17 protein-coding genes, 2 tRNA genes and 1 pseudogene are annotated in these 21,903 nt (G+C 59.0%); 7 read left to right on the top strand and 13 right to left on the bottom strand.

What is annotated here, in order from left to right:
• Window positions 1-206 precede the first annotated feature (206 nt).
• The 3 genes from ACVWZU_RS00560 to ACVWZU_RS00550 all read right to left on the bottom strand — a co-directional run bounded on the left by ACVWZU_RS00560 (window position 207) and on the right by ACVWZU_RS00550 (window position 2,816).
• Entirely contained in the window at window positions 207-731 is a 525-nt protein-coding gene (locus ACVWZU_RS00560) for a hypothetical protein (protein WP_414389191.1), read from the bottom strand.
• 98 nt (window positions 732-829) lie between these two features.
• Window positions 830-1,384, bottom strand: coding sequence for a phycobiliprotein lyase (locus ACVWZU_RS00555; protein ID WP_414356093.1), 555 nt, complete (start codon window positions 1,382-1,384; stop codon window positions 830-832).
• 154 nt (window positions 1,385-1,538) lie between these two features.
• On the bottom strand, window positions 1,539-2,816 hold the full coding sequence (locus ACVWZU_RS00550) for a S41 family peptidase (RefSeq protein WP_457442803.1): 1,278 nt from the start codon (window positions 2,814-2,816) through the stop codon (window positions 1,539-1,541).
• A gap of 188 nt (window positions 2,817-3,004) precedes the next feature.
• On the opposite strand from ACVWZU_RS00550, the gene petB reads away from it, so the two are divergent.
• The 4 genes and pseudogenes from petB to ACVWZU_RS00530 form a co-directional block, all read left to right on the top strand.
• Window positions 3,005-3,652: a cytochrome b6 gene (petB, locus tag ACVWZU_RS00545; RefSeq protein ID WP_041436518.1), complete on the top strand. Its 648-nt coding sequence runs from the start codon at window positions 3,005-3,007 to the stop codon at window positions 3,650-3,652.
• 98 nt (window positions 3,653-3,750) lie between these two features.
• A complete protein-coding gene (gene petD, locus ACVWZU_RS00540) occupies window positions 3,751-4,263 on the top strand; it encodes a cytochrome b6-f complex subunit IV (RefSeq protein WP_457442801.1) in 513 nt (170 codons plus the stop codon).
• 207 nt (window positions 4,264-4,470) lie between these two features.
• On the top strand, window positions 4,471-5,586 hold the full coding sequence (leuB, locus tag ACVWZU_RS00535; protein WP_457441739.1) for a 3-isopropylmalate dehydrogenase: 1,116 nt from the start codon (window positions 4,471-4,473) through the stop codon (window positions 5,584-5,586).
• A 134-nt stretch (window positions 5,587-5,720) separates the two neighbouring features.
• Window positions 5,721-5,904 (top strand): annotated as a pseudogene (locus ACVWZU_RS00530) (hypothetical protein); the annotation flags it as partial.
• Between the two features lie 42 nt (window positions 5,905-5,946).
• Here the strand turns inward: ACVWZU_RS00530 and dusB are convergent.
• The 5 genes from dusB to ACVWZU_RS00505 form a co-directional block, all read right to left on the bottom strand.
• Window positions 5,947-7,032: a tRNA dihydrouridine synthase DusB gene (dusB, locus tag ACVWZU_RS00525; RefSeq protein ID WP_414375158.1), complete on the bottom strand. Its 1,086-nt coding sequence runs from the start codon at window positions 7,030-7,032 to the stop codon at window positions 5,947-5,949.
• A gap of 16 nt (window positions 7,033-7,048) precedes the next feature.
• Window positions 7,049-7,264 (bottom strand): 30S ribosomal protein S18, encoded by a 216-nt coding sequence (gene rpsR, locus ACVWZU_RS00520; RefSeq protein ID WP_011433239.1) that lies wholly within the window; start codon window positions 7,262-7,264, stop codon window positions 7,049-7,051.
• A gap of 29 nt (window positions 7,265-7,293) precedes the next feature.
• Window positions 7,294-7,488 carry a 50S ribosomal protein L33 gene (gene rpmG / locus ACVWZU_RS00515; protein ID WP_457387255.1) on the bottom strand — a complete coding sequence of 65 codons (195 nt, stop codon included), beginning with the start codon at window positions 7,486-7,488 and terminating at the stop codon, window positions 7,294-7,296.
• Between the two features lie 91 nt (window positions 7,489-7,579).
• On the bottom strand, window positions 7,580-8,443 hold the full coding sequence (locus ACVWZU_RS00510; protein WP_457442799.1) for an RDD family protein: 864 nt from the start codon (window positions 8,441-8,443) through the stop codon (window positions 7,580-7,582).
• 29 nt (window positions 8,444-8,472) lie between these two features.
• On the bottom strand, window positions 8,473-9,459 hold the full coding sequence (locus ACVWZU_RS00505; RefSeq protein ID WP_011433242.1) for a ribonuclease Z: 987 nt from the start codon (window positions 9,457-9,459) through the stop codon (window positions 8,473-8,475).
• Window positions 9,460-9,569: 110 nt separating this feature from the next.
• Between ACVWZU_RS00505 and ACVWZU_RS00500 the strand changes: the two genes are divergently transcribed.
• Window positions 9,570-9,926: a HesB/IscA family protein gene (locus ACVWZU_RS00500; protein WP_457385211.1), complete on the top strand. Its 357-nt coding sequence runs from the start codon at window positions 9,570-9,572 to the stop codon at window positions 9,924-9,926.
• 35 nt (window positions 9,927-9,961) lie between these two features.
• Here ACVWZU_RS00500 and ACVWZU_RS00495 read toward each other — a convergent pair whose 3' ends face one another.
• From ACVWZU_RS00495 to ACVWZU_RS00475, 5 genes are all read right to left on the bottom strand, one after another.
• A complete protein-coding gene (locus ACVWZU_RS00495) occupies window positions 9,962-11,194 on the bottom strand; it encodes a hybrid sensor histidine kinase/response regulator (protein WP_457442797.1) in 1,233 nt (410 codons plus the stop codon).
• 313 nt (window positions 11,195-11,507) lie between these two features.
• On the bottom strand, window positions 11,508-15,830 hold the full coding sequence (locus tag ACVWZU_RS00490) for a PAS domain S-box protein (protein ID WP_457442795.1): 4,323 nt from the start codon (window positions 15,828-15,830) through the stop codon (window positions 11,508-11,510).
• A 241-nt stretch (window positions 15,831-16,071) separates the two neighbouring features.
• Window positions 16,072-18,858, bottom strand: coding sequence for a cation-translocating P-type ATPase (locus ACVWZU_RS00485; protein WP_457442793.1), 2,787 nt, complete (start codon window positions 18,856-18,858; stop codon window positions 16,072-16,074).
• Window positions 18,859-18,992: 134 nt separating this feature from the next.
• Window positions 18,993-19,064 (bottom strand) — tRNA-Thr (locus ACVWZU_RS00480).
• 8 nt (window positions 19,065-19,072) lie between these two features.
• Window positions 19,073-19,158 (bottom strand) — tRNA-Tyr (locus ACVWZU_RS00475).
• 221 nt (window positions 19,159-19,379) lie between these two features.
• On the opposite strand from ACVWZU_RS00475, the gene lysA reads away from it, so the two are divergent.
• Both lysA and cdaA read left to right on the top strand, forming a co-directional pair.
• A complete protein-coding gene (lysA, locus tag ACVWZU_RS00470; protein WP_457387260.1) occupies window positions 19,380-20,759 on the top strand; it encodes a diaminopimelate decarboxylase in 1,380 nt (459 codons plus the stop codon).
• 218 nt (window positions 20,760-20,977) lie between these two features.
• Complete coding sequence (gene cdaA, locus ACVWZU_RS00465; protein WP_414328940.1) at window positions 20,978-21,901, top strand: diadenylate cyclase CdaA; 924 nt, start codon at window positions 20,978-20,980, stop codon at window positions 21,899-21,901.
• Window positions 21,902-21,903 lie beyond the last annotated feature (2 nt).

Genomic DNA, 21,903 nt, shown 5'->3' with positions numbered 1-21,903 from the left:
GAATACCCCCCGAGCGCTTTCCCCCTTCACTTCCCGGCAACCGTTGCGGTGGACTCAAGGATCAGGGGGAAACTTGGTCTACTATATCCCTCTCAATGACTTTTGCCAAACCGCCTAAAGCTCAGTAAATTCAGCAAAGTTCAGGGTTTTGGGGGTTAGAGGCATGCTCCCCACTAACCCAGCAGCGGCGAGGGTTATACCCCCCTCTAGGGCAGCCAAGCCATCACGGCCAGCAGGGTCGAGAGGATCCCGATCAACACCCAGATGAGGGGCTTAGTGTCCAGCGGGGGATCCGCTGCCCGGCGGCTGAGGGGATCCCCAGAAGGAGCGCCAGATCTTGGGGAAGGGCCTTTGCGTTGGGAGCGCCCATAGGCCAAGCGGTACTCTGGGGGATCAGCTTCCTCCAGCCGGCTGAGATCGGGAATTTCGCTCAACCACTCCGCTGGACGCCGCAGACGAGGGGCTTGCCAGATGCCCAAGACATAGCGAGCCTGCTGGGCAACTTCTGGATCTGGGTTGCGCAGCAAGGTTTGGGCCAACAGGATGGCCTCCTGCGTTTCGCCAAGGGCTTCTTGGGCCAGGGCCTGCCAGAGCCGTAGCTTACCCGACTGCGGATAGCGGCTTTGGGCCTGCTTAACCTCCTCTAGCGCCTGCCGGTATTGTCCTCGCTCGAACCTCAACTGGATCAGAGCCAAGTGCTGAGACAATCTCAGGTCTTTGGGAAGCGTCATGCTCAGGATCCGCAGGTTAGCTAGACCGCCGGGAAGCCCCGTCCTCTCTCGCTTTAGCGGCGCGGAGCGCTTTGCATCAGCATGAGTGCGGGAGTAGGTCACGTCAGCTTCTGTTCTACCCCAAACCCCACCAGCAACAGCTCCTGCAAAGGCTGACCCTGAGGGGGACGTTGGTAGGTAAGGATCTGCCGCAGGCGCAGGCGCGGATTCAGTAGAGTGATGGTATCTACAGCAACCACACGAGTGTAGGTGGTGGTCATCACCAGTTGCAGGGATCCGGGATCAAACCGGAAAGTCGCCACCATCGGGCGATCTTCCTCATAGGCCCGATCCCGCAGGTAGTCTCCCTGCAGCCCCAGGGGGGTTTCCTGCCGAGGGACAAACAGCATGTTCAGCTCTTGCCCGGCCTCCTCACCCTTTTCGGAAACCGTCTCAAAAGCCAAGTGAAAGCCCAGAAAACCATCCACGTTGTGGTTGGGGTAGTTGTTGTCGGCGAGCACCTTGTGCTTGAGCTCAGGGGTGAGGGTGCGAATGGTGAACTCGGTGCGGGAGCGCTCCACCTCGCCACGGTCTAGGTAATGGTAGGTGCGCTCTGTGCGCCAAGCTCCAATGCAGCAGTTGAAAAAGTGGTGAAATTGCTGGATGGCGTTCATGCGGGCGGGAGCGGACAGAGTCAGAAACCGGCGCTGGAGCCGAGAAGTGGCCCAGAAAACCCTGCCTCTGATCCTAAAACGAATTGAAAACAAACAGGAATCCAAATCCTAATGCCAACGATTGAGATCTGGGCCTGGAGCGGGATCTCCTCCCTCACCCGCTTTTGGCCACCGGGATCCCTTGGGTCTGCCCCAACAACTCCAAGGCTCGCTGCAGCTGGATGTCCTCCGGCCCGGCCAAGGTTTCTGCCGTCAGGGGAATGGATCCCTCCGCCACCACCACATCGGGCTGGATCCCCTGGCGATGAATGTCGTGGCCGCTGGGGGTGAGGTACTTGGCCGTGGTCACCGCCAGCCCCGATCCATCCGCCAGCTCCAGCAGGGATTGAATCAGACCCTTGCCAAAGGTGCGCGTTCCCACCAGTTGGGCTCGCCCACTATCCTGAAGTGCCCCGGCCAACACTTCACTGGCACTGGCGCTGCCCTGATTTACCAAGACCACCAGCGGCGCCTCTGTGAGCACCTCGCCGGTGGCGGGAATGCTGTCTTGAATGCCGTGGCGATCCGTCACCAGCACAATGTCACCCTTGGGGATCCAGAAGCGGGCGATCTCAATGGCCGCCTGCAAGAGTCCCCCCGGATTGTTGCGCAAATCGAGAATGTAGCCCCGCACCCCTTGAGCTTCTGCGGCCCGAATGGCTTGGCGGACTTGAGCGGCAGCATTGCCGTTGAACTGGCTGAGGCGAATGTAGGCCACCGATCCCTGAGGCAGCTCAAAAAAACGGGTGCGCACGGGGTTGATGGTGATCGATTGGCGTACCAGCTCCACCTCCCAAATGCGATCCTGCCGCCTCAGCTTCAAAGTAACCGGCGTGCCGCTGCGCCCCCGCATCCGCTCGGCCACTTCGTCCAGGCTCAGCCCCGCCACCGGCACCCGATCCACCGCCAAAATCTCATCCTGGGGTTGGATCCCGGCCTGCTCGGCAGGAGTGCCTTCCATGGGGGCAATCACCCGCACAGCGCCTTGCTCGTCGATAGCAATCTGCAAGCCGACACCACTCAGCTCGCCGGCTGTAGAGGTCTGCAGGCTGAGGTAGTGCTCTCTGTCCAGAAAGCGGGTAAAGGGATCCCCCAGAGTGGCCAACATCTCCTCGATGGCCTGGTAAGTCTGCTTGCGCTCCTTCAGGGGCCGGGAGAGAAACCGTTGCCGCACCTGCCACCAGTTTTGCCCGTTAAACCCCGGATCCACATAGGCCCGATCCACATAGGCCCAAGCCTGCGCCAGCAGTTGCTGCTCTTCTCCCCAGCGGCTGGCCTGCCCTGGACAGGCGCCAATGCCCAAACTCGCCCAGAGCAAACACCCAAGCAAGACAAGGCGGATCCCCCACCCTCTCCAGCGGATCCCTGTGTATCTCGGCTTCTGCACAACCATCGATCCCAAAAAACATTAAGAAACATGAACAAAACGCAATATCGAAAACTTGCCTGGCCTCCTGGGATCGAGATCTTCGTCCCCAAGCTGAGCCCGACGCCAGGATGGTGTTAAAAGATTGTGTTACATTGCTGAGTGGGGTGGGCATGCCCCGCCCTCGAGATCCAATTTCAAGAATTGCAGGCATTATGAGCAAAGTTTACGACTGGTTGGACGAGCGGCTGGAGATTACGCCTTTCGTCGACGACGCAACGGGAAAATTCATTCCGCCTCACGTTAACATCTTCTACTGCCTCGGCGGGGTGACGCTGGTGTGCTTCTTAATTCAGTTTGCCACCGGCTTCGCCATGACGTTTTACTATCGTCCGACGGTGGCCGAGGCTTTTGAGTCGGTGAACTACATCATGACCCAGGTGAACTTCGGCTGGCTGCTGCGCTCCATCCACCGTTGGAGTGCCTCCATGATGGTGCTGATGATGATCCTACACACCTTCCGGGTTTACCTGACGGGGGGATTCAAGAAGCCCCGCGAGCTGACCTGGGTAACCGGTGTAATCTTGGCGGTGCTGACCGTCTCCTTTGGCGTTACCGGCTACTCCCTGCCCTGGGATCAGGTGGGCTACTGGGCGGTCAAGATCGTCTCCGGTGTGCCCAGTGCCATTCCGGTGGTGGGCGACTTGTTGGTGCAACTGATCCGGGGTGGCGAAGCAGTGGGTCAAGCTACCCTGACTCGCTTCTACAGCTTGCACACTTTCGTGCTACCCTGGCTGACCGCAGTCTTTATGACCATGCACTTTTTGATGATCCGCCGCCAAGGCATTTCTGGGCCTTTGTGAGCAAGGTTTGACTCCCAGACGCCTTTGACTTTCCTGGTAACTGGGATCTTTACCTGCCACTTTTTCAGAACTTTTGCCCCTAGATAAGGAGAACTCTCATGGCTGTCTCAAAACAGGTGATAGCGACCGAGGCCATTACCCGCAAGGTTGACCTAGACAATCCCAAAGTTGTAGCCAAGCTGAAGAAAAACATGGGCCACATGACCTATGGCGAGCCCGCTTGGCCCAACGACTTGCTCTTTATGTTTCCGGTGGTGATCCTGGGCACTATTGGAGTGATCGTTGGCCTGTCAGTCATGGATCCGGCAGGTGTAGGGGAGCCGGCGGATCCCTTTGCTACGCCTCTGGAAATTCTGCCGGAATGGTATCTCTACCCCGCCTTCCACATCCTGCGGATTGCTCCCAACAAGCTGTTGGGAATTGCTCTGATGTCTGCCATTCCTGTGGGTCTCTTGTTTGTGCCCTTCATCGAAAACGTCAACAAGTTCCAAAACCCCTTGCGCCGCCCAGTGGCGACAACGGTGTTCCTGATCGGCACCTTGGTCACCCTCTACCTGGGCATAGGTGCCACCTTGCCCTTGGATAAGTGGGTCAGCTTGGGCTTGTTCTAAAAGAACATCTGGGACTCCCGCTTGATGGGTTGATCGTCATCATCACCATCAGAATCACCATCAGAGTGCAGCAGGTTGGTGGCCAGGCTGCACTTTGTTATTTGGAGAGCTTTTTAGAGGAGTTGTCTGCAAACCTGTGTGCCAAGGGATGGGCAAGTCCGCCGAAATGGTAGTATCTCTACGCCCTCATCTTCAGCTTGACCGCTCATGAGCACTTCTTCTTCAACTGCTCGAACCTATCGGATCACAGCCCTTGCCGGAGATGGCATCGGCCCCGAAATCATGCGGGTGGGACGAGCCGTTTTGGATGCAGTTGCCCGGCAGATGGGATTTGCTCTCCAGTGGCAAGAGGGCCTGATCGGCGGGGCTGCCTACGACCAGACCGGGGATCCCTTGCCGGCAGAAACCCTGAAAATGGCTCAAGAGAGCGATGCCGTTTATCTGGCTGCTGTCGGCGACTTCAAGTATGACGCTCTGCCTCCTGAGAAACGCCCGGAGCGGGCCTTGTTGGGCTTGAGGGCGGGGCTGGGGCTGTTTGCCAACTTGCGCCCGGTAAAAGTCTTCCCTCAACTGGTGGGGGCTTCCTCCCTGAAGCCAGAGGTGATCTCGGGGATCGACCTGGTGGTGGTGCGAGAGCTGACGGGGGGCATCTACTTCGGCCAGCCCAAGGGAATCTTCACGGATGCCCAGGGATCCCGGCGTGGCGTGAACACCATGGTCTACAGCGAAGCTGAGGTGGATCGGATTGCCCGAGTTGCCTTTGAGCTGGCCCGCAAACGCCGGCGCAAGCTCTGCTCGGTGGACAAAGCCAACGTTCTCGAGGTGTCGCAACTGTGGCGGGAGCGGGTCAATGTCATTGCGGCTGAGTACCCGGAGGTGGAACTTTCCCACCTGTACATCGACAATGCCGCCATGCAGTTGGTGCGCTGGCCCAAGCAGTTCGACGTCATCCTCACGGGCAATCTCTTCGGCGATATCCTCTCCGATGAAGCGGCCATGCTGACCGGCTCTATTGGTATGCTGCCCTCTGCCTCTCTGGGATCCTCTGGCCCCGGCCTATACGAGCCGGTACATGGGTCGGCTCCCGACATTGCCGGACAAGACAAAGCCAACCCCATTGCCCAGGTGCTCTCCGGCGCCCTGATGCTCCGCTACTCCCTGGATCAGCCGCAAGCTGCCGACCGCATCGAACAGACGGTAGAAGCCGTTTTGGCGCAAGGGTACCGCACCCCAGACCTCTACTCTGAGGGAATGACTTTAGTGGGTTGCCAGGAAATGGGAGAAAAGTTGGTGTCAGCCCTGTCCCAGCAGCAGGCGCAATAGCCTTTTTCGGGGCCACAGGCTACAGCCAAGGCAGACGTGCGGCGATTTCCAAGCAATTTCCAATTGTGGGGATCCTTAGAGCATGACTCTAGTCAATAATAAGCTCAACTATACTGAAAATAATGTATAATATGTTCAGTACGGATTACTACCAGTTGATCTTTCTGTTTACTTTCGAGTCTGCCAACATGGTAGCCAAAGCAAAGCAGAAAATTGGTAGTAAGACGACACGGAAACTGCGCTTTGGGTACTCTACTCAAAGCTTTGCGGGATACCGCCATTCTGGTTGGAAACAAACAGAATGCTATCGCTGCATAGTTGAACAGTGATGTTCAGCAGTGTTCAGCGTAAATGTATCAGCTACGCCCAACCGGCTTCAGGGAGAAGGTCGACCTCCTCGGTGGTTTTAATGGCCTCTTCCGGTCGAGGTGTGGCTTCTTGGCAGCGCTCCATGGCTTGAAGAAGCAGGGCTTCCCCTTCCTGCACCGTCTCAATGCGACAGAGGAGAGCACGGAATTGAGAGGCTCCGGCAAAGTCTTTGATGTACCAAGTCATGTGCTTGCGGGCCTGACGGATGCCACGTTCTCCCTTGTACTCCCAGAGACCGCGCAGATGCTCTAAGGCCATTTGAATCCGCTCCAGGGGAGTGGGGGCCGGTCTTTCTTGACCGGTTTTCAGGAAGTGATCGATTTCCCCCACCAGAAAGGGATAGCCCATGGTGCCGCGGGAGCACATCACCCCATCGGCGCCGGTTTCTTCCAAACACTTCACCGCTGCGGCTGTCGAGAAAATGTCCCCATTGGCGATGACGGGAATGCGCAGGTGCTGTTTGACGCGGCGGATCCAGTCCCAGCGGGCTTTGCCGTTGAAGCCTTGGGCGCGTGTCCGGGCATGCAGGGTGAGCAGTTGCGCCCCTGCCTCCTGCAGACGGTGGGCAAAATCCAAAATGTTGATCTCCTGATCTGACCAGCCCAGGCGCGTTTTCACGGTTACGGGCACCTCCACTGCGTTGGCCACCGCCTCCACAATTCGCGCTGCCGTGTCGGGATCGCGGAGCAGAGAAGAGCCACCGCCGTTTTTGGTAATCTTGTTCACCGGGCAGCCCATGTTGATGTCCACCAAGGTCGCCCCTTCGTCCACCGCCATGCGGGCCGCTTCCGCCAGAAAGTCGGGCCGACAATCAAACAGTTGGATGCCAATAGGCTGCTCCCCCTCGCCGACCTCCATGATGCGGGGCAACTGGCGGGCATAGTGCAAGCCGGTCGCACTGACCATTTCCGTGTAGACCAAGCTGTGGGGGGCAAAACGGCGTACCAGCCCTCGAAAGACCTGGTCGGTTACCCCTGACAGTGGCGCCTGAAAGACGCGACTCAAAACCTTCACCCCACCGATATTGAGGGGCTGGGACAAGCGGGCTTGGAGTTCCGGCGAAAGCTGCAGGCCCATCGGGATCTGGAGAAGGCTATCCCTCTTTGTTGACAAAGTAAAGAAGACCCATGATGCGCGCTCGTTTGATCGCGGCGGTGAGCTCCCGCTGTTGTTTGGCAGTCAGGCCGGTGATGCGGCGGGGCAAGATCTTGCCACGCTCGGTAACAAATTTCTTGAGCAGCTCCACATCGGTGTACCTAATGGGTTCTCCCGGCTTGATGGGAGACAGGCGGCGGCGAGCGTAAACCATAGGTCAGGAGAACGGCGAAACGGCTTGAACTACTTGATCTCTTTGTGGATGGTGTGGCGGTTGCAGTGGGGGCAGAATTTCTTCAGCTCTAAGCGGGCTGTTGTGTTGCGGCGGTTTTTGGTGGTGGTGTAGCGGTTCACGCCTGGAGAGCGCTTGTTGACGTTGGTGCGGCACTCCGTACACTCCAGAGTAATGATGATGCGGGCACCCTTTGCTTTGGCCATGACGGATCCCAAGACGAAGGTAAACGGCAATGAGGAAACTGCAATCCCAGATCCTGAGGCTGGAGATGGGGGTTTACCTCGATAAGCGCGATCACCAATTATCTAACTTTTCCTTGACGGAATCAACCCAAGTTTTCACTTGCTTGCCCGTTTGTTGCCGTAGGCTACGGGCGTTGCGATCCACATCTTTGCTCAGGCGCTGCAACTGCTTGGACAGATCCCGCACGGTGTCATTGCGCTGGGCTTGGCGCAGCAGGTCGCGAGCAGCCGATTTGACGTCGTCAGCAGCGTCCCCCTCTAGGATGTCCTGCAAAAACTGCAGGACTTTTTCATCCAGGTGATAGCCCCGCTCCGCTTCCACGACCAGGGTGCGTCCAGCCCGGTCGTGAATGGTTTGGCGTTTTTCCTTGTCGAAGACGGCAAACAGCCCATCCGCAGCCAGAGGCACCAGCAGGGCCTCTGTAAGCACAAAGAGGGAGAGCACTCCCTCTCGAGCCAGAGAGCGAACCAGGTGCGGCGAGGCTTCGGTTTCGGGATCCAGGGTTTTGATGTTCAGCAGCCATTTGCCGAGGCTTTGGCCCTCAGGGCGGGATTGGAAATAGCCGCGGTTCACCAGCCAGGTGGCGAAGAAGGCGAGATAGCCGGTCATGTCCACGGCGCCTGCATTGGCCCCTACCAGAGCAGCCAAGCCTTGGGCTAGGTAGGAGATCCCCAGCCCCAGCCCAAAGTCGAGGGCAAAAGCCCCTATCCGTTTACTCCAGGGAGCCAATTTTGGCAGGGGTTCTCCCTCAGCAGCCGTTTGCGGGGCTGGCCGCTCGGCTTGAACCGGGGGCAGAGAAGTGGCAGGGGGCAAAGCGCTGAAGGTTCGCCACTCGCCAGCACTTTGATCCAGTTGTTCGGTTTTGGGCCGCTCTGGAAATGGGGGACGTTCGGGGTAGGGTCTGGGATCCGTCATTGCCGGTTGAGACAGTCAGTTCTACCATTCTAGCGAGGCAAGCCCACACCCACCGGCAGAGGGGACGGGCTGCGACGGGGGATCTCGTAGGTCAGCCGATCGCGGGCCAGCAGGGTATTGGGAAAAATGGCCTGAGCTTCTGCCAGCAGGTCTTCCAAGGTAATGGGGGCCTCTGGGGTGTAGCGGGGGCTGAAGTGGGTGAGGATCAAAGCTTGGGCCTTGGCTTCGGCGGCCACTTGGGCGGCCATGGCGGCGGTGGAATGCTTAGAGCGGCGGGCCAGCTCCAAGTCAGCCTGAGCGTAGGTAGCCTCGTGGATGACCAGATCCGCAGCCCGGGAGAGATCAACAGCATTGCGGCAGAAAATCGTGTCGGTGCAGTAGGAGAATTTGCGGCCCGGAATGGGATCCCCGACATAATCCCGTCCGTGAAAGCAGCGGCCCTGCCAGATGATGGATTGGCCGGCCTTGAGCTGCCCATACAGAGGGCCAAAGGGGATCCCATCGGCTTGGGCTTTGGCCACATTGAAGCTGCCTGGCCGATCCTGTTCCACCACGCGGTAGCCGAAGGCGGGCACCCGGTGATCCAGGGGTGCGCAGAAGACGGAGTATTCCGGCTCTTGCAGGATGAGACCGGTTTCGACGGTGTGAACGCGGAAGCCGTAGGGGATGCGCGTCTCGCTGTAGCGCAACACGGCCTTCAGGTACTCTTCCAGGCCCGGCGGGCCGTAGATATCGATGTGCTCAGGGGTGCTGCCCAAGCCACAGGAGGCCAACAGCCCCGGCAGGCCGTAGATGTGATCCCCATGCATGTGGGTGATAAAAATGCGGCGCAACTGGCTGGGGCGCAGCTCATCTAGGCGCAGCAACTGGTGTTGGGTGCCCTCGCCGCAATCGAACAGCCACCATTCCGACCGCTGGGGAAACTGCACCGCCACCCCAGAGACGTTGCGCTGGCGGGTGGGCATGCCGGAGCTGGTGCCCAAAAAGGTGATCCGAATGGCATTGGGATCTGTCACAGGGGCAAGACCTCAAGGATTGGGATCCCTAGCTTACCAACTGCTCCCGCTGGCCGAGAAAAAACCCTTGATAGGATGGGGAGTAGAACGTACCCTTGAGCCTTCTCGTCATGATCACCCTGACCGATAGCGCCATCCAAGAGTTGAAGCGCCTGCGCAGCAAGTACGAAAAAGAGGGATCCCAGCCCATCCTGCGTCTGGGGGTCAAGCCGAGCGGCTGCTCTGGCCTCTCTTATGTGATGAACTTCGAGTCTCAGGCCAACCCTGACGATCATACCTTCGACTTTGGGGATATCCAGGTGGCAGTGGATCCCTTGAGCATGACCTTGATCAGCGGCACCACCGTCGACTTTTCCGAGGATCTGCTGGGCGGTGGCTTCCGCTTCAAGAACCCCAACGCAGTCGCCAGTTGTGGGTGTGGCACCTCCTTTGCCACTGCCGAGACCGCTGCTGTCGTTGGTCACTAAAGTCTCAATCGCTGCCTCCCACCCGCCTTTGGGCGTCAACGGTTGGAGGGCTCTAGGCTGGGCAGCCAAAGGACAAACCAAGTCCATCCCTTCTGGCTGGTGACCCGGATTTGGCCCTGCAGATACTCCACCCACTGCTTCACCAAGGCCAGTCCAAGGCCGCTGCCCGGTTGCGCCCAAGGATCCTCAGAAGGCACCCGGTAAAAGCGCTCGAAAAGGTGGGGCAGGTGGTCAGGCTCGATTTGGGCGGTGTTGCCAATCCTTAGCTCAACCCCACCGGGAAAGGCTTGCACCTCCAAGCGGAGGGTTCCGCCCGGCTGGGTGAACTTACAGGCATTTTCCAGCAGTTCCTTCAGGATCAGGGTTAGCCGCTGCGGGTAGCTGTAGAGCACTGCCGGGAATGAGGTCAGCTCCGCCATCTCCAGCTTCAGTTGCCGAGCCTGAGCCCGTTCTCGCACCCCATTGAGTAGGCTTGTGCAAAGGCTGTGGAGATCGATGGCGGCAGCCGCAGAGCTCAACTCTTTGGCTTCTAGGCTCTGCAGATCCAGCAATCTGTTGATTAGCTCGATTTCAGCTTGACATTCTTCCAGGGCAATGCGGTGGTATTGGCGCTGCTTCTCGTCTAGAGGGGAGCGGCCCAATAGCTCCAGGGCCAGCTTGATCTTGGTGAGGGGAGTGCGCAGCTCGTGGGAAACGCTGGCCAGAAAGCTATCCTTAAGGCGGCTGAGCTGCTGCAAGTCCTGTACCTGGCAGGCCAACTGGGCGGTACGTTCCTGCACTTTGGCTTCTAGGGCTTGGTTAAGTTCCCGCAGGTGGCGTTGGGCTTGGCTGGCCTGGATCAGGTGACGGATACGCCGCTTCAAAACCGCCCAACGAATGGGCTTGGAAATGTAATCGCTGGCCCCGGCAGCAAAGGCTTCATCCACGCAGGACTCATCTTCCAGCGCCGTGACGATGAGAATGGGCAGATCCGAGTTTTGAGCATGGAGGCGGCGACAGCACTCAAACCCATCCACATCCGGCATGACCGCATCCAGCAAGACCATATCCACTGAGTGTTGGGCGGCTAGCTGCAAGCAAGCCTCGCCGCTGCTGGCTTCTAGAACTTGGTAGCCTTCTCGCTCAAGGGCGTAGCGAACCAAGAGTCGCTGGCTGGGCTCATCTTCCGCGATCAACAACAACGGCTTCTTTTCAGGAGAGGGGGATCCCGCCTGGGCCTCAGGAACCGCCGGCGAGCTGGCCGGAGGGTGGGGATTGGGCCTCAGCATAGGCATCGAGAGGAGAGCATGACTCTAGTCAATAATAAGCTCAACTATACTGAAAATAATGTATAATATGTTCAGTACGGATTACTACCAGTTGATCTTTCTGTTTACTTTCGAGTCTGCCAACATGGTAGCCAAAGCAAAGCAGAAAATTGGTAGTAAGACGACACGGAAACTGCGCTTTGGGTATTCTACTCAAAGCTTTGCGGGATACCGCCATTCTGTTTGGAAACAAACAGAATGCTATCGCTGCATAGTTGAACAGTGATGTTCAGCAGTGTTCAGCGTAAATGTATCAGGGAGAAAAGCTCTGCACTCAGAGACTGAGGATAACTTGCCGATATGCCACCTCTAGCTTCTGCACGGCTTGCTCTATAGTATCCCATTTTACAGAACTGGCTGGCTCGGCATGAACCAGCTTTTCCAACTGCTGACACAGCTCAGCCAGACGTTTGGCGCCCAGGGTGCTGCTGCTGCCCTTGAGGCGGTGGGCCAACCGAGCAATGGCTTGGGGATCCCGCTGCTCTAGGGCCTGCCGCAGGGATCCCAATAGAGCTTCGCTGTCTTGCCGGTAGGTTTGGATCATCTCCTGCCAGGCTTCTGGAGAGCTGAAGACTGCCCGCATCTGGGCGAGGGTAACGGGGTCGAGGGGCGGATCCTCTTCTTGGCTGGCCGGGATGGGAAGGGGAAGGGATCCCTGAAGAACCCGGACTAGGGCGGCCGGCTCCAAGGGTTTGGTGAGGTAGCCATCTACCCCAGCAGCTTGGGCAGCAGCACGGCCTTCCGAAAACACATTGGCCGTGAGGACAACAATGCGAGGCTGGCGCTCAGGGGGCAGCTCAGCACGGATGCGACGGGTGGCCGCAAGACCATCCAGCTCCGGCATTTGCATATCCATCAACACCAGATCGTAGGGTCGCAGGCGCAGAGCTTGGACGGCTTCCAGACCGTTGCCGACTATGTCGGGCCGGTAGCCCAATCGCTCCAGCATGAGGCGAATCACCTTCTGGTTAACCGGGTTATCCTCTGCCACCAGGATCTGAAGCGGGTAGCGGCTGGCCAGGGTCGCGTCCCAAATGGAGGGAGGAGCGGCGGGAGAGGAAGATAAGGAGGAAGGAGCTTTTTCTCCCACAAGCCCCAGCAGCAGCTTCCGCAGTTGGGAGGCTTTGACCGGCTTGGCCAAAGTGGGAAGAGGGTCTGCTGTGGAGATGAAGTTGCGCCCCGTCAGCACTATGGGCAACAGGTGGGGTTGCGCTTTCCGCAGGTTAGCCGCCAAGGTTAGGCCATCCTGGCCTGGCAGAGTGGCATCCAGCAGGGCTAGGTCAAAAGAATGGGTTCTAGCTGCAGCCTGGGCTTCTGCCGCCAAGGCGCAACAGGTTACCTCCATGCCCCAAGCGCTCAGCAGTCGGGATAGCAACTGCCGTTGACTGGCGTTGTCTTCCACCAGCAAAACCCGCTTGCCGGCCAAGCTGGGATCCGGCGCAGCTGTTGCCGATGGCTCCTGGTCTAACCTCTTCAGGGGAATGCGAAAGCGAAAAGTGGATCCCTGGCCCGGCTGACTTTCCACCCCGATTGCTCCCCCCATGAGCTGGCAGAGACGCTGGCTGATGGCCAAGCCCAGACCGGTGCCCCCAAACTGGCGGCTGATGGAGCTATCCACCTGGCTGAAGGGCTTGAAGAGGCGATCCAATTTTTCGGGGGGAATGCCAATGCCGGTATCTTGCACCTGAACGCTTACCCACTGCTTTTCGGGATCCCTCTCCCCGGCCTCGACGGTCACCACCACCTCTCCCTGGGGGGTGAACTTGATGGCGTTGCTGAGCAGATTGGCCAGGATTTGGCGCAGCCGGTTGGGATCCCCTATCAAGGTTGGCGGCAGGCTGGGATCCACCCAAGCCACCAGTTCCAGATCCTTGCTCTGGGCTTGGGCGGCCATCAAATCCAGCAGCTCTTCCACCAACTGCGGCAAGGAAAAGGGTATTTCCTCCAGTTCCAGTTTTTGGGACTCGATCTTGGAGAAATCGAGGATGTCGTTGATTAGGTTCAGCAGCACCTCGCCTCCATAGCGGATGGTCTGTACCCAATCCTGCTGCTGCGGATCCAAGGAGGTGTCCAGGAGTAGACTGGTCATCCCCAAAATGGCGTTGATGGGGGTGCGGATCTCGTGGCTGATGGTGGCCAGGAACTCGCTCTTGGCCCGGCTGGCGGCTTCGGCAGCTTCCTTAGCTGCTTTCATCTGCTCTTCTGCCAGCTTGGCTAGGGTGATATCCCGCCCGGCGGCGTAGATCAGGGATCCGGCCAAAAAGGCTCGCCACTCGATGAAACGATAGCTGCCGTCCTGGGTGCGGTAGCGGTTGACGAAGTGATCCAGCCGTTTCTCTTCGACAAGCTGCTGCATGGCGGCCTGTGTGGCGGGGACATCTTCCGGGTGAACCCACTCCAAAAAGGGTCGGCTCTGCAGCTCCTGCAGAGAATAGCCCAGCGTAGTCTCCCAGGCGCGGTTGAGACGGCGAAAGTACCCTTGGGCATCGGCAATGCAGAGCAAATCCAGAGCCACCGAGAAAAACTGCTCCAGCTCCGCTTCTGCCGACTTGCGGGCAGTGATGTCCACCGCGGTAAACACCCAACACGGGATCCCGCGCAAGACAAGGGGCTGCACAAACACGTCTTCCCAGACAACTCGGCCATCCTGCCGCTGCCATTGCCACTCAAAGCGGGCGGATCCCTGGCAGCGGGCTTGCTCCAAGTAGGACTGCAGCGAGAACTCCCCGCCCCGAAGAGCCTGGCGATAGGGAGACTGCTCGGAAGCGTCGAAGGCTCGCAGCTCCTCCAGGCTGAAAAACCCGTAGGCGGCAATGGCTTGGGAGTTGGCCTCCAGGATCTCGCCGGTCTCGGCATGACGGATGAGGATGGCCACAGCGGCATTCTCAAACAGCGCCCGGAACTTCTGCTCGCTTTCCTGGACGGCCTGCTGGGATCGCACCCTGTCGGTTACATCCCGGACGATCACCACCACCTCTTGGGGGTTGAGGGGCACAATGCGCACCTCTTCGTGGCGGGTCTCCCCTTCAATCTCGATGCTTTGGTCGTAGCGCTGCCGCGTCTGGGTAGCTATAGCCTGCTGAACAAAGAAAAGCCGCCGCTCGGCCAACTCCGGTGGCAAAAGCTCCTGCAGGGATCGGCCCACGTAGGTGTCGGGTGAGCTATAGGGAACAACCTCGCCCCCCCAGACAAAGCTCAAGCAAATGCCCTGGCTATCCAGGCGGAAGATCAAGTCGGGAATGGCTTCTAGAATGGCTCGCTGCACCTGTTCAGCGGCTTTCAAGGCCAGCTCTGCCTGCTTGGCTTCTGTAATATCCCGCACGATTGCCAGGACTTCCTGGCTGTTCAGAGGCACAATGCGGGCCTCTTCGTAGCGTACCTCCCCTTGAACTTCAATGCTGTACTCGTAGCGCTGTTGGGTTTGGGTGGCCAGAGCCTGCTGAACATAGAAAAGCCGCTGCTCTGCCAGCTCCAGCGGCAGAATTTCCCGGGGGGATCGGCCCAAGTGCTGCTCGGCTGGAGTGTAGAGATGGATATCGCCTCCGGAAATAAAGCTCAGGCAGATGCCCTGGCTATTCAGGCGAAGGATGAGGTCGGGGATGGCTTGGAGAATGGCCCGCTGGGTGGCTTCCATTTCTCTAAGGGCCAACTCCGCCTGTTTCCGCTCGGTGATATCTCGCACCAGGATGTAAATTTTGTCTCTCCCGTGAGCGACAACGCAGGCTCTCCGATAGCAGCGGATCCCCGGCTCAATCTCAACTTCGTACTCTAGGTACTGCGGCGTCTGGCTGACCAAGGCCCCCTCCGCCAGAGATGGATACTGCTCTTTCAGCGAGCCAGTAAACACGTCTTGGGCGCGGCAACCCACGTAAAACTCAGGCGGATGTCGGGTGGGAACGTAAGGGGAAGGCTTGCAATGAAGAATGACTCCCTCGGCGCTGAGCTCAAAAATCAAGTCGGGAATGGCCTCGTAGAGGGCGCGGTAGCGAGACTCGCTTTCCTGTAGAGCCCGCTCCATCTTGACCCGCTCGCTGATGTCGCGGCTGGTGATGAGGATCCCGTCTCCCACCGGCACCACTTGGTGATGGATCCAACTGGCCTTCAAGCCCGGCTGCCCCGAAATGGGGAACTCCTCTTCCAGAGGAATGCCGGTTTCCACCACTCGCTTGTATTTCTCAAAAAAGCCCCCCCAGCGGTTGATGGGCAGCAGCTCGCACAGCCGCTGGCCGATGATCTGCCGGCGCTGGAGGGAAATGAGCTCTTCCCCCTTGGCGTTGACATCCACAAAGACAAAGTCGCGGATCTCGCGGGTAACGGGATCCCGCACCGCCTCCAGCAGGTAAATAGCATCCAAGCTGGCTTCCAAGGCTGCCCGAAAACGAGCCTCTGGGCTGGGGGTGCCTCTAGGAGGTTGGAAGGGAAATCTTCGAGAAAGGCATCCCAGGATCCCTCTGAAGACAGAAAGCGGCTGACTTTCCCCCAGGCTGACGCCAAGCAGCAGGAGAGCCAAGAAGAGGGATCCCAGCAGCCAAAAGGCAAGGCCAGAGGGATCCACCAGGCCCACCGTTTTCCCTACCGCCCATAGCTCTCTGTGCATAGAACCCAGAGATTCCTGCCCCCTTTCCACAGTATCCCAGCAAGTCTTTCCAGCTTATCTTGGAGGTCAAAAGGGGAAGCTCAGCTAACTTGCGGAAATGGCCTCTATGCAATGGGCAGGATTCCTCAAGAGTGGCTTTTTGGGGAAATGAGTCTTGGCTCAAAGCTTTGTTTCTGGGTGCAGCAGGGAGAGAGACTCTTTATTGTGAAGATGCTTTATTGTGAAAAATAATTGTGAAGATTCAGCGGGATCCCTTGCGCCAGCGGCAATAGAGTTTTTCCAACTCCACCCAGACCATAACCACGGTGCTAAAGCCCAAGCAGATCAAAAGTTCAGTGCGGGTTAGCTCCTCTGTGCCAAAGAAGCTGCGCAAGAAAGGCACATAGAGCAGAGCCAATTGCAAGAGCAGAGTGGTCAGGACCGCGCCCAGCAGGTAGGGGTTGGAAAAAGGGTTGGTCTCGATGGTGAGCTTCTCGTTGGAGCGCACGGCCAGCGCATGGCCCATCTGGGCGATACACAGGGTGGTGAGGACCATCGTGCGCCAGTGGGGGATGTAGGCTTCCACAATGGCCATCATGAGGATTGTGGAGATGGCAAAAACCACGCCGATGCGCACCATGTAGGCTCCCAGCCCCTGGGCGAAGATGCTCTCTTTGGGGTTGAGGGGGGGGCGCTGCATCACCCCTGGCTCCGCCGGTTCCAAAGCCAAAGCCAGAGCGGGCAGGCCGTCAGTCACCAGGTTCATCCACAGGATCTGTAGGGGCGTCAGCGGCACTCCCAAGCCCAGGATGGGGGCGGCAGCCACTGTCAGCACCTCACCGATGTTGCTGCCCAAAATGTATTTCACAAAGCGGCGGATGTTGCTGTAGACCACTCGCCCTTCTTCAATGGCGGCCACGATGGTGGCGAAGTTGTCGTCCAGCAGCACCATGTCGCTGGCCTCTTTGCTCACATCGGTGCCCGTGATGCCCATGGCGATGCCGATATCCGCCTGGCGCAGAGCAGGCGCGTCGTTAACCCCATCCCCGGTCATGGCCACAAACTCGTTTTGCTTTTGCAGGGCTTGCACAATGCGCAGCTTGTGTTCGGGTGCCACGCGGGCATAGACGTTGACCGTCTGCACCGTTTGCAGCAGCTCCTCGAAACTCAGGCGGGAGAGGGTGCGTCCGTCAATGGCCTGATCTTCGGACTCGAGAATGCCCAGCTGGCGGGCAATGGCAACAGCTGTCAGTTGGTGGTCGCCGGTAATCATCAACGTGCGGATCCCAGCTTCTCGGCAGCGGGCCACGGCCTCTCGTGCCTCTGGTCGCGGAGCATCGTGCATCCCCATCAGGCCCAGCCAAACCAGGTTGTGCTCCACCTCTTCCCCGTTGTCCGGGATCCGCTCTAGCCTCTGGGTGGCTACCCCCAGAACCCGGATACCTTGGGCGGCCAGGCGGTTGTTGGTGCCGAGGATGGCCTGGCGATCGGTTTCCGACAGCTCCTGCCAAGTGCCCCCTTTCTGGATACGATCACACCGCTCTAGCACCAGCTCTGGGGATCCCTTGGTGTAGACGCAGTAGCCGCCATTTTCTTGGATCACCACGCTCATGCGTTTTCGTTCCGAGCTGAAGGGGAGCTCCTGCACCCGTGGGTAGCGCTCCTGTAGGGAGCCTTTATGGAGGTTGGCTTTGGCGGCTGCCACCAGCAGGGCGGCCTCGGTGGGATCCCCCAGGATGGACCAGGTGGGCGTTGAAGGGGGAGAAGAAACTGCAGACCGTGGGTTGCGACCGGCAACGGGTTGGAGACTGGCCTGCAACAGGGCATCGTTGCAGAACACCACGGCCCGCAAGATGGCCTGCAGATCCGGGGCGCTCCCGGGATCTATGGGCTGGCCGCCGCAGTAGAAGGATCCCTTGGGAATGTAACCGCTGCCGCTGACGTGGTAATGGCGGTCGGGGGTAATGATGTCGGTTACCACCATTTTGTTTTCCGTGAGGGTGCCGGTTTTGTCGGAGCAGATGGTGGTGACGGATCCCAGGGTCTCTACTGCCGGCAGGCGGCGGATGAGGGCGTGGCGGCGCACCATGCGTTGGGTGCCAATGGCCAGGGTGACAGTGATAACCGCGGGCAGCCCCTCTGGTACCACGGCCACGGCCATGCTCAAGGAAGTTTCCAAAAGCGAGGTAAAGGGGGCCATGCTCCCGGCTTGCAGCAGCCCTATCCCCACCACCAAGGCCACCAAAGCCAGGGATCCCGACACCAGCACATTGCCCAGTTGGCTCATGCGCCGCTGCAGGGGAGTGGGCTCGTTTTCCACCGTTTGTAGCAGCTTCGCCACCTTGCCCAGCTCCGTGTTCATGCCGGTGGCAGTAACCAAGAGGATCCCTCGCCCCTGAATCACTTCGGTGCCCATGAAGGCCATGTTGCGCCGTTCCCCCAGCTCGATGTCCGGCGGGAGGACGCAGTCTGCCTGTTTGGTTACAGGGGTGGCTTCTCCGGTCAAAGCTGCTTCCCGCACCTGCAGGTTCACGGCCTCGGCCAAGCGCCCATCGGCTGGGATCTGTACCCCGGCTTCCAGCAGCACGCGATCCCCCGGCACCAGTTGGCTGGCTGGAACTTCTTGCCACAGGCCATCCCGCTCCACCCGCACGGTAGGGGAGGCCAGTTTTTTCAGGGCCGCCAGCGCTTTTTCCGCCCGACTTTCTTGCAAATAGCCCAGGCCACCGTTAAGGCCAACGATCAACAAAATGGCCAGGGCATCTTTGGGAAACTCGCCTTCTTGCAAGTCCAAAGTGGCTGAGATCGCCGCTACGGCGATCAGCATCAGCAGCATGATGTTGCGGAATTGATCCAGCAGGACTTGCCAGGAGCTACGGCCAGAAGTGGTGATCAGCTCATTGGGGCCATATTGCCGCTGCCTCTGGATCACCTGCTGAGTGGTGAGGCCGCGATCGGGATCGGTCTGCAACTTCTGGATGGCAGTGGCGAGGGTGAGGCTATGCCAGGCAGGAACAGAAGCAAGGGGGGATCCATCCGGTGGGATCATCGCGACCACTCGAGGGTTCTTGCCGCATTTTGACATACTCCCCGCCCTCGAGGGGGAGGATTCTTGTCATCTCCCCAGTTGTTCGGGCCATAGCTCTTCTGGCGCCAGCGGCTGGGATCATCTTCAGAGCGCCAAGCCCACGACGAGGATCGAACTCGTGACCTCCCCCTTACCAAGGGGGTGCTCTACCACTGAGCCACGTGGGCAAAGCCGATGGTGGGCCGAGTTGGATTCGAACCAACGTAGGCGTAAGCCAGCGGATTTACAGTCCGCCCCCTTTAACCCCTCGGGCATCGACCCGTTGACACCGGTCTTTCATCATAGCAGAAGGTGTTGCGTAAGTCAGACACACTCCCACTGTGCCAATTGTCAGCCATCTCAAAACCGAGGAGTCAGAGTCGAAGCGGAACGAGGCAGCCCCAGAGCTGGGTATAAAGGGATCGGGTTAGGGCTGGGCACTTTTCAAGACAAACTGAATAAGGAACTTGATATCGTTTAAGACAGTTTTCTGACTCCTGACCATGATTTCGACCCTCGGCACTCCCACCCATCCAGAGCAGACCCTTTCCCCCAACCAGTCTTTGCGCCCCTTGACCAGCCGTATCAACAGCCGGGGGCACTTGGAAATTGGGGGGTGCGACGTGGTGGAGCTGGTGCGCCAGTTTGGATCCCCTCTCTACATCCTGGACGAATGGACGCTGCGCCGCGCCTGCCAGCTTTACCGTGACACCTGGGCCCGCTGCTACGCCGGGGGATCCCGGGTTTTGTACGCCACGAAAGCCTGGAACTGCCTGGCCATTTGTGCTCTGGCGCTGCAAGAAGGGCTGGGGTTGGATGTGGCTTCCGGCGGGGAGCTGTACACGGCCCTGCAGGCGGGGGCCAAAGGTGAAGATCTCTATCTGCACGGCAACGCCAAGTCTCTCGACGAGCTGAACTTGGCCCTGGAGACGGGCTGTACTTTGGTGGTCGATAGCCTGTACGAACTGCAGCAGGTGTCGGCCCTGACCACGCCCGCACGGCCAGCGCGGCTGCTCCTGCGGGTTAACCCCGGTATCGACGTCCACACCCACGAGTACATTCGTACCGGGCAAACCGACAGCAAATTCGGCATCGGGCGATGGCAATTGCCGGAAGTGCTGGATTTTTTGGCCGCCCATCCTCAGTTGCAGTGCGTCGGGCTCCATGCCCACATTGGGTCACAGATTTTTGATCTACAGGGCCACCGCGACCTGGCGGGGGTGCTGGCCCAGATCTGGCGGCAAGGGCTGGGCAGAGGGTTGCCCCTACAAGAGCTGAATGTGGGTGGGGGCCTGGGGATCCGCTATATCGAATCCGATGATCCCCCCTCCATCCCGGAGTGGGTGGAAACTGTGGCAACGGCGGTGCAACAAGCCTTTGCCCAGTCCGGGATCCCTTTGCCCAAGGTGCTCTGCGAGCCTGGACGATCTGTGATTGGGCCGGCTGCCGTGACCGCCTACACCCTGGGAGGGCAAAAGCGGATCCCTCCCAGCGATGACCTGCCCCAAGGACGCACCTACATCACCATCGACGGTGGTATGTCCGACAACCCCCGCCCGATCACCTATCAAGCCCGCTATACCGCCCTTCTGGCCAACCGACCAGAGGCAGAGGCCACGCAGCGGGTAACGGTGGCCGGCAAGCACTGCGAGTCGGGGGATGTGCTGTTGAAGGATGTGCTTCTGCCCGCCCCAATGGCAGGAGAAGTGTTGGTGGTTTTGGCGACGGGGGCCTACAACTACAGCATGGCTTCCAATTACAATCGCTTCCCTCGGCCAGCCGCGGTGCTGGTCAACGAGGGAGAGGCCCAGTTGATTGTGCGGCGAGAAACTTATGCCGACTTAATCCGTCAGGATGTTCTGCCGGAGCGGTTGCTGCGTTGAAGGGGAAGTTTGCCCATACCCATCTGGTCAGTAGAGGCACAGCCTTTCCTGGCAGCGCCGACCGCAGCCAACGCACCTCATGCGAGAAAGACTGGAAAACAGCCAGGAGGTGAGTGGTAGGCTGGTCTGGGGGCCGCAGTCCAACAGGGGTTCTGAGGTGCAGAACGGCACCAGGCAGAAGGTCCGCAATGAGGGGAGCGTGAACGGGGTTTTTCGCCATGCTGGCGGCCTTATGGGCTTGGCTACAGCAGTTTAACTTTCTCAGCCTCTTGGACTGGGCTCTGGCTGTCTTTCTGTTGGCTTTGGCTCTCTACTACACCCGCGAAAGTCGTGCTGGGGTGCTGGTGAGGGGATTTATAGTGCTGCTGGTGCTGTACCTGGCCACAGCCTCTCTCCCCTTGGTTCACCTGATCTTGGATCGCCTGCTCCTGGGCGCAGCTGTAGCCATGGGCGTGCTCTTTCAACCGGAGTTTCGGCGGCTGCTGGAGCAATTGGCAAGAGCCATCCGCATGGAGTGGCCGAGCAACGCAGGCGATGACGAGGAGGATCCTGAGGAAGATTTGGTGGAAGAACTGGTGCAAGCAGTGCGAGAACTTTCCCAAAACCGCACAGGAGCGCTGATTGTGATCGAGCCGGAGCAGCCAATTGACTCGCGGGTATTTACCGACAAAGGAGTACCTCTCCAGGCGCGGGTGTCGCGGGAGATCTTGCAGACCATTTTCCAGACTTCAACTTTGTTGCATGATGGGGCTGTGGTCATCCATCGGAATCGCATTCGCGCAGCGGGGGTCATCCTGCCGGTTTCGGAGCGGGCCGCCTCTCGACAGCTGGGCACACGGCACCGCGCTGCGATGGGGATCACAGAGCAGACCAATTGCTTGTGTATTGTGGTCTCAGAAGAAACGGGATCCATTTCCCTGGCGGAGGGTGGGCGCATCGAGCGGCCTCTGACCAGTGCCAAGTTACACGAACTGCTGGTACAGCGGTTGCGCAATCCCCGCGATGCCAAAAAACGAGATGCTCCGCTAAAGGGATTGTGGGCCCACCCCTGGTTTCGCAATGGGCCGCTGCGCTGGTGGGGATCCCTTGCCGATCTGACTAAACTCTTTCGCAAACCTGAGAAAACCCTCCCCGAAGACTGAAT

It is taken from the genome of Thermostichus sp. MS-CIW-26, assembly GCF_054059115.1.
Note: the sequence above shows the minus strand (reverse complement) of the source record. Positions and strands in the feature narration are given on the sequence as shown.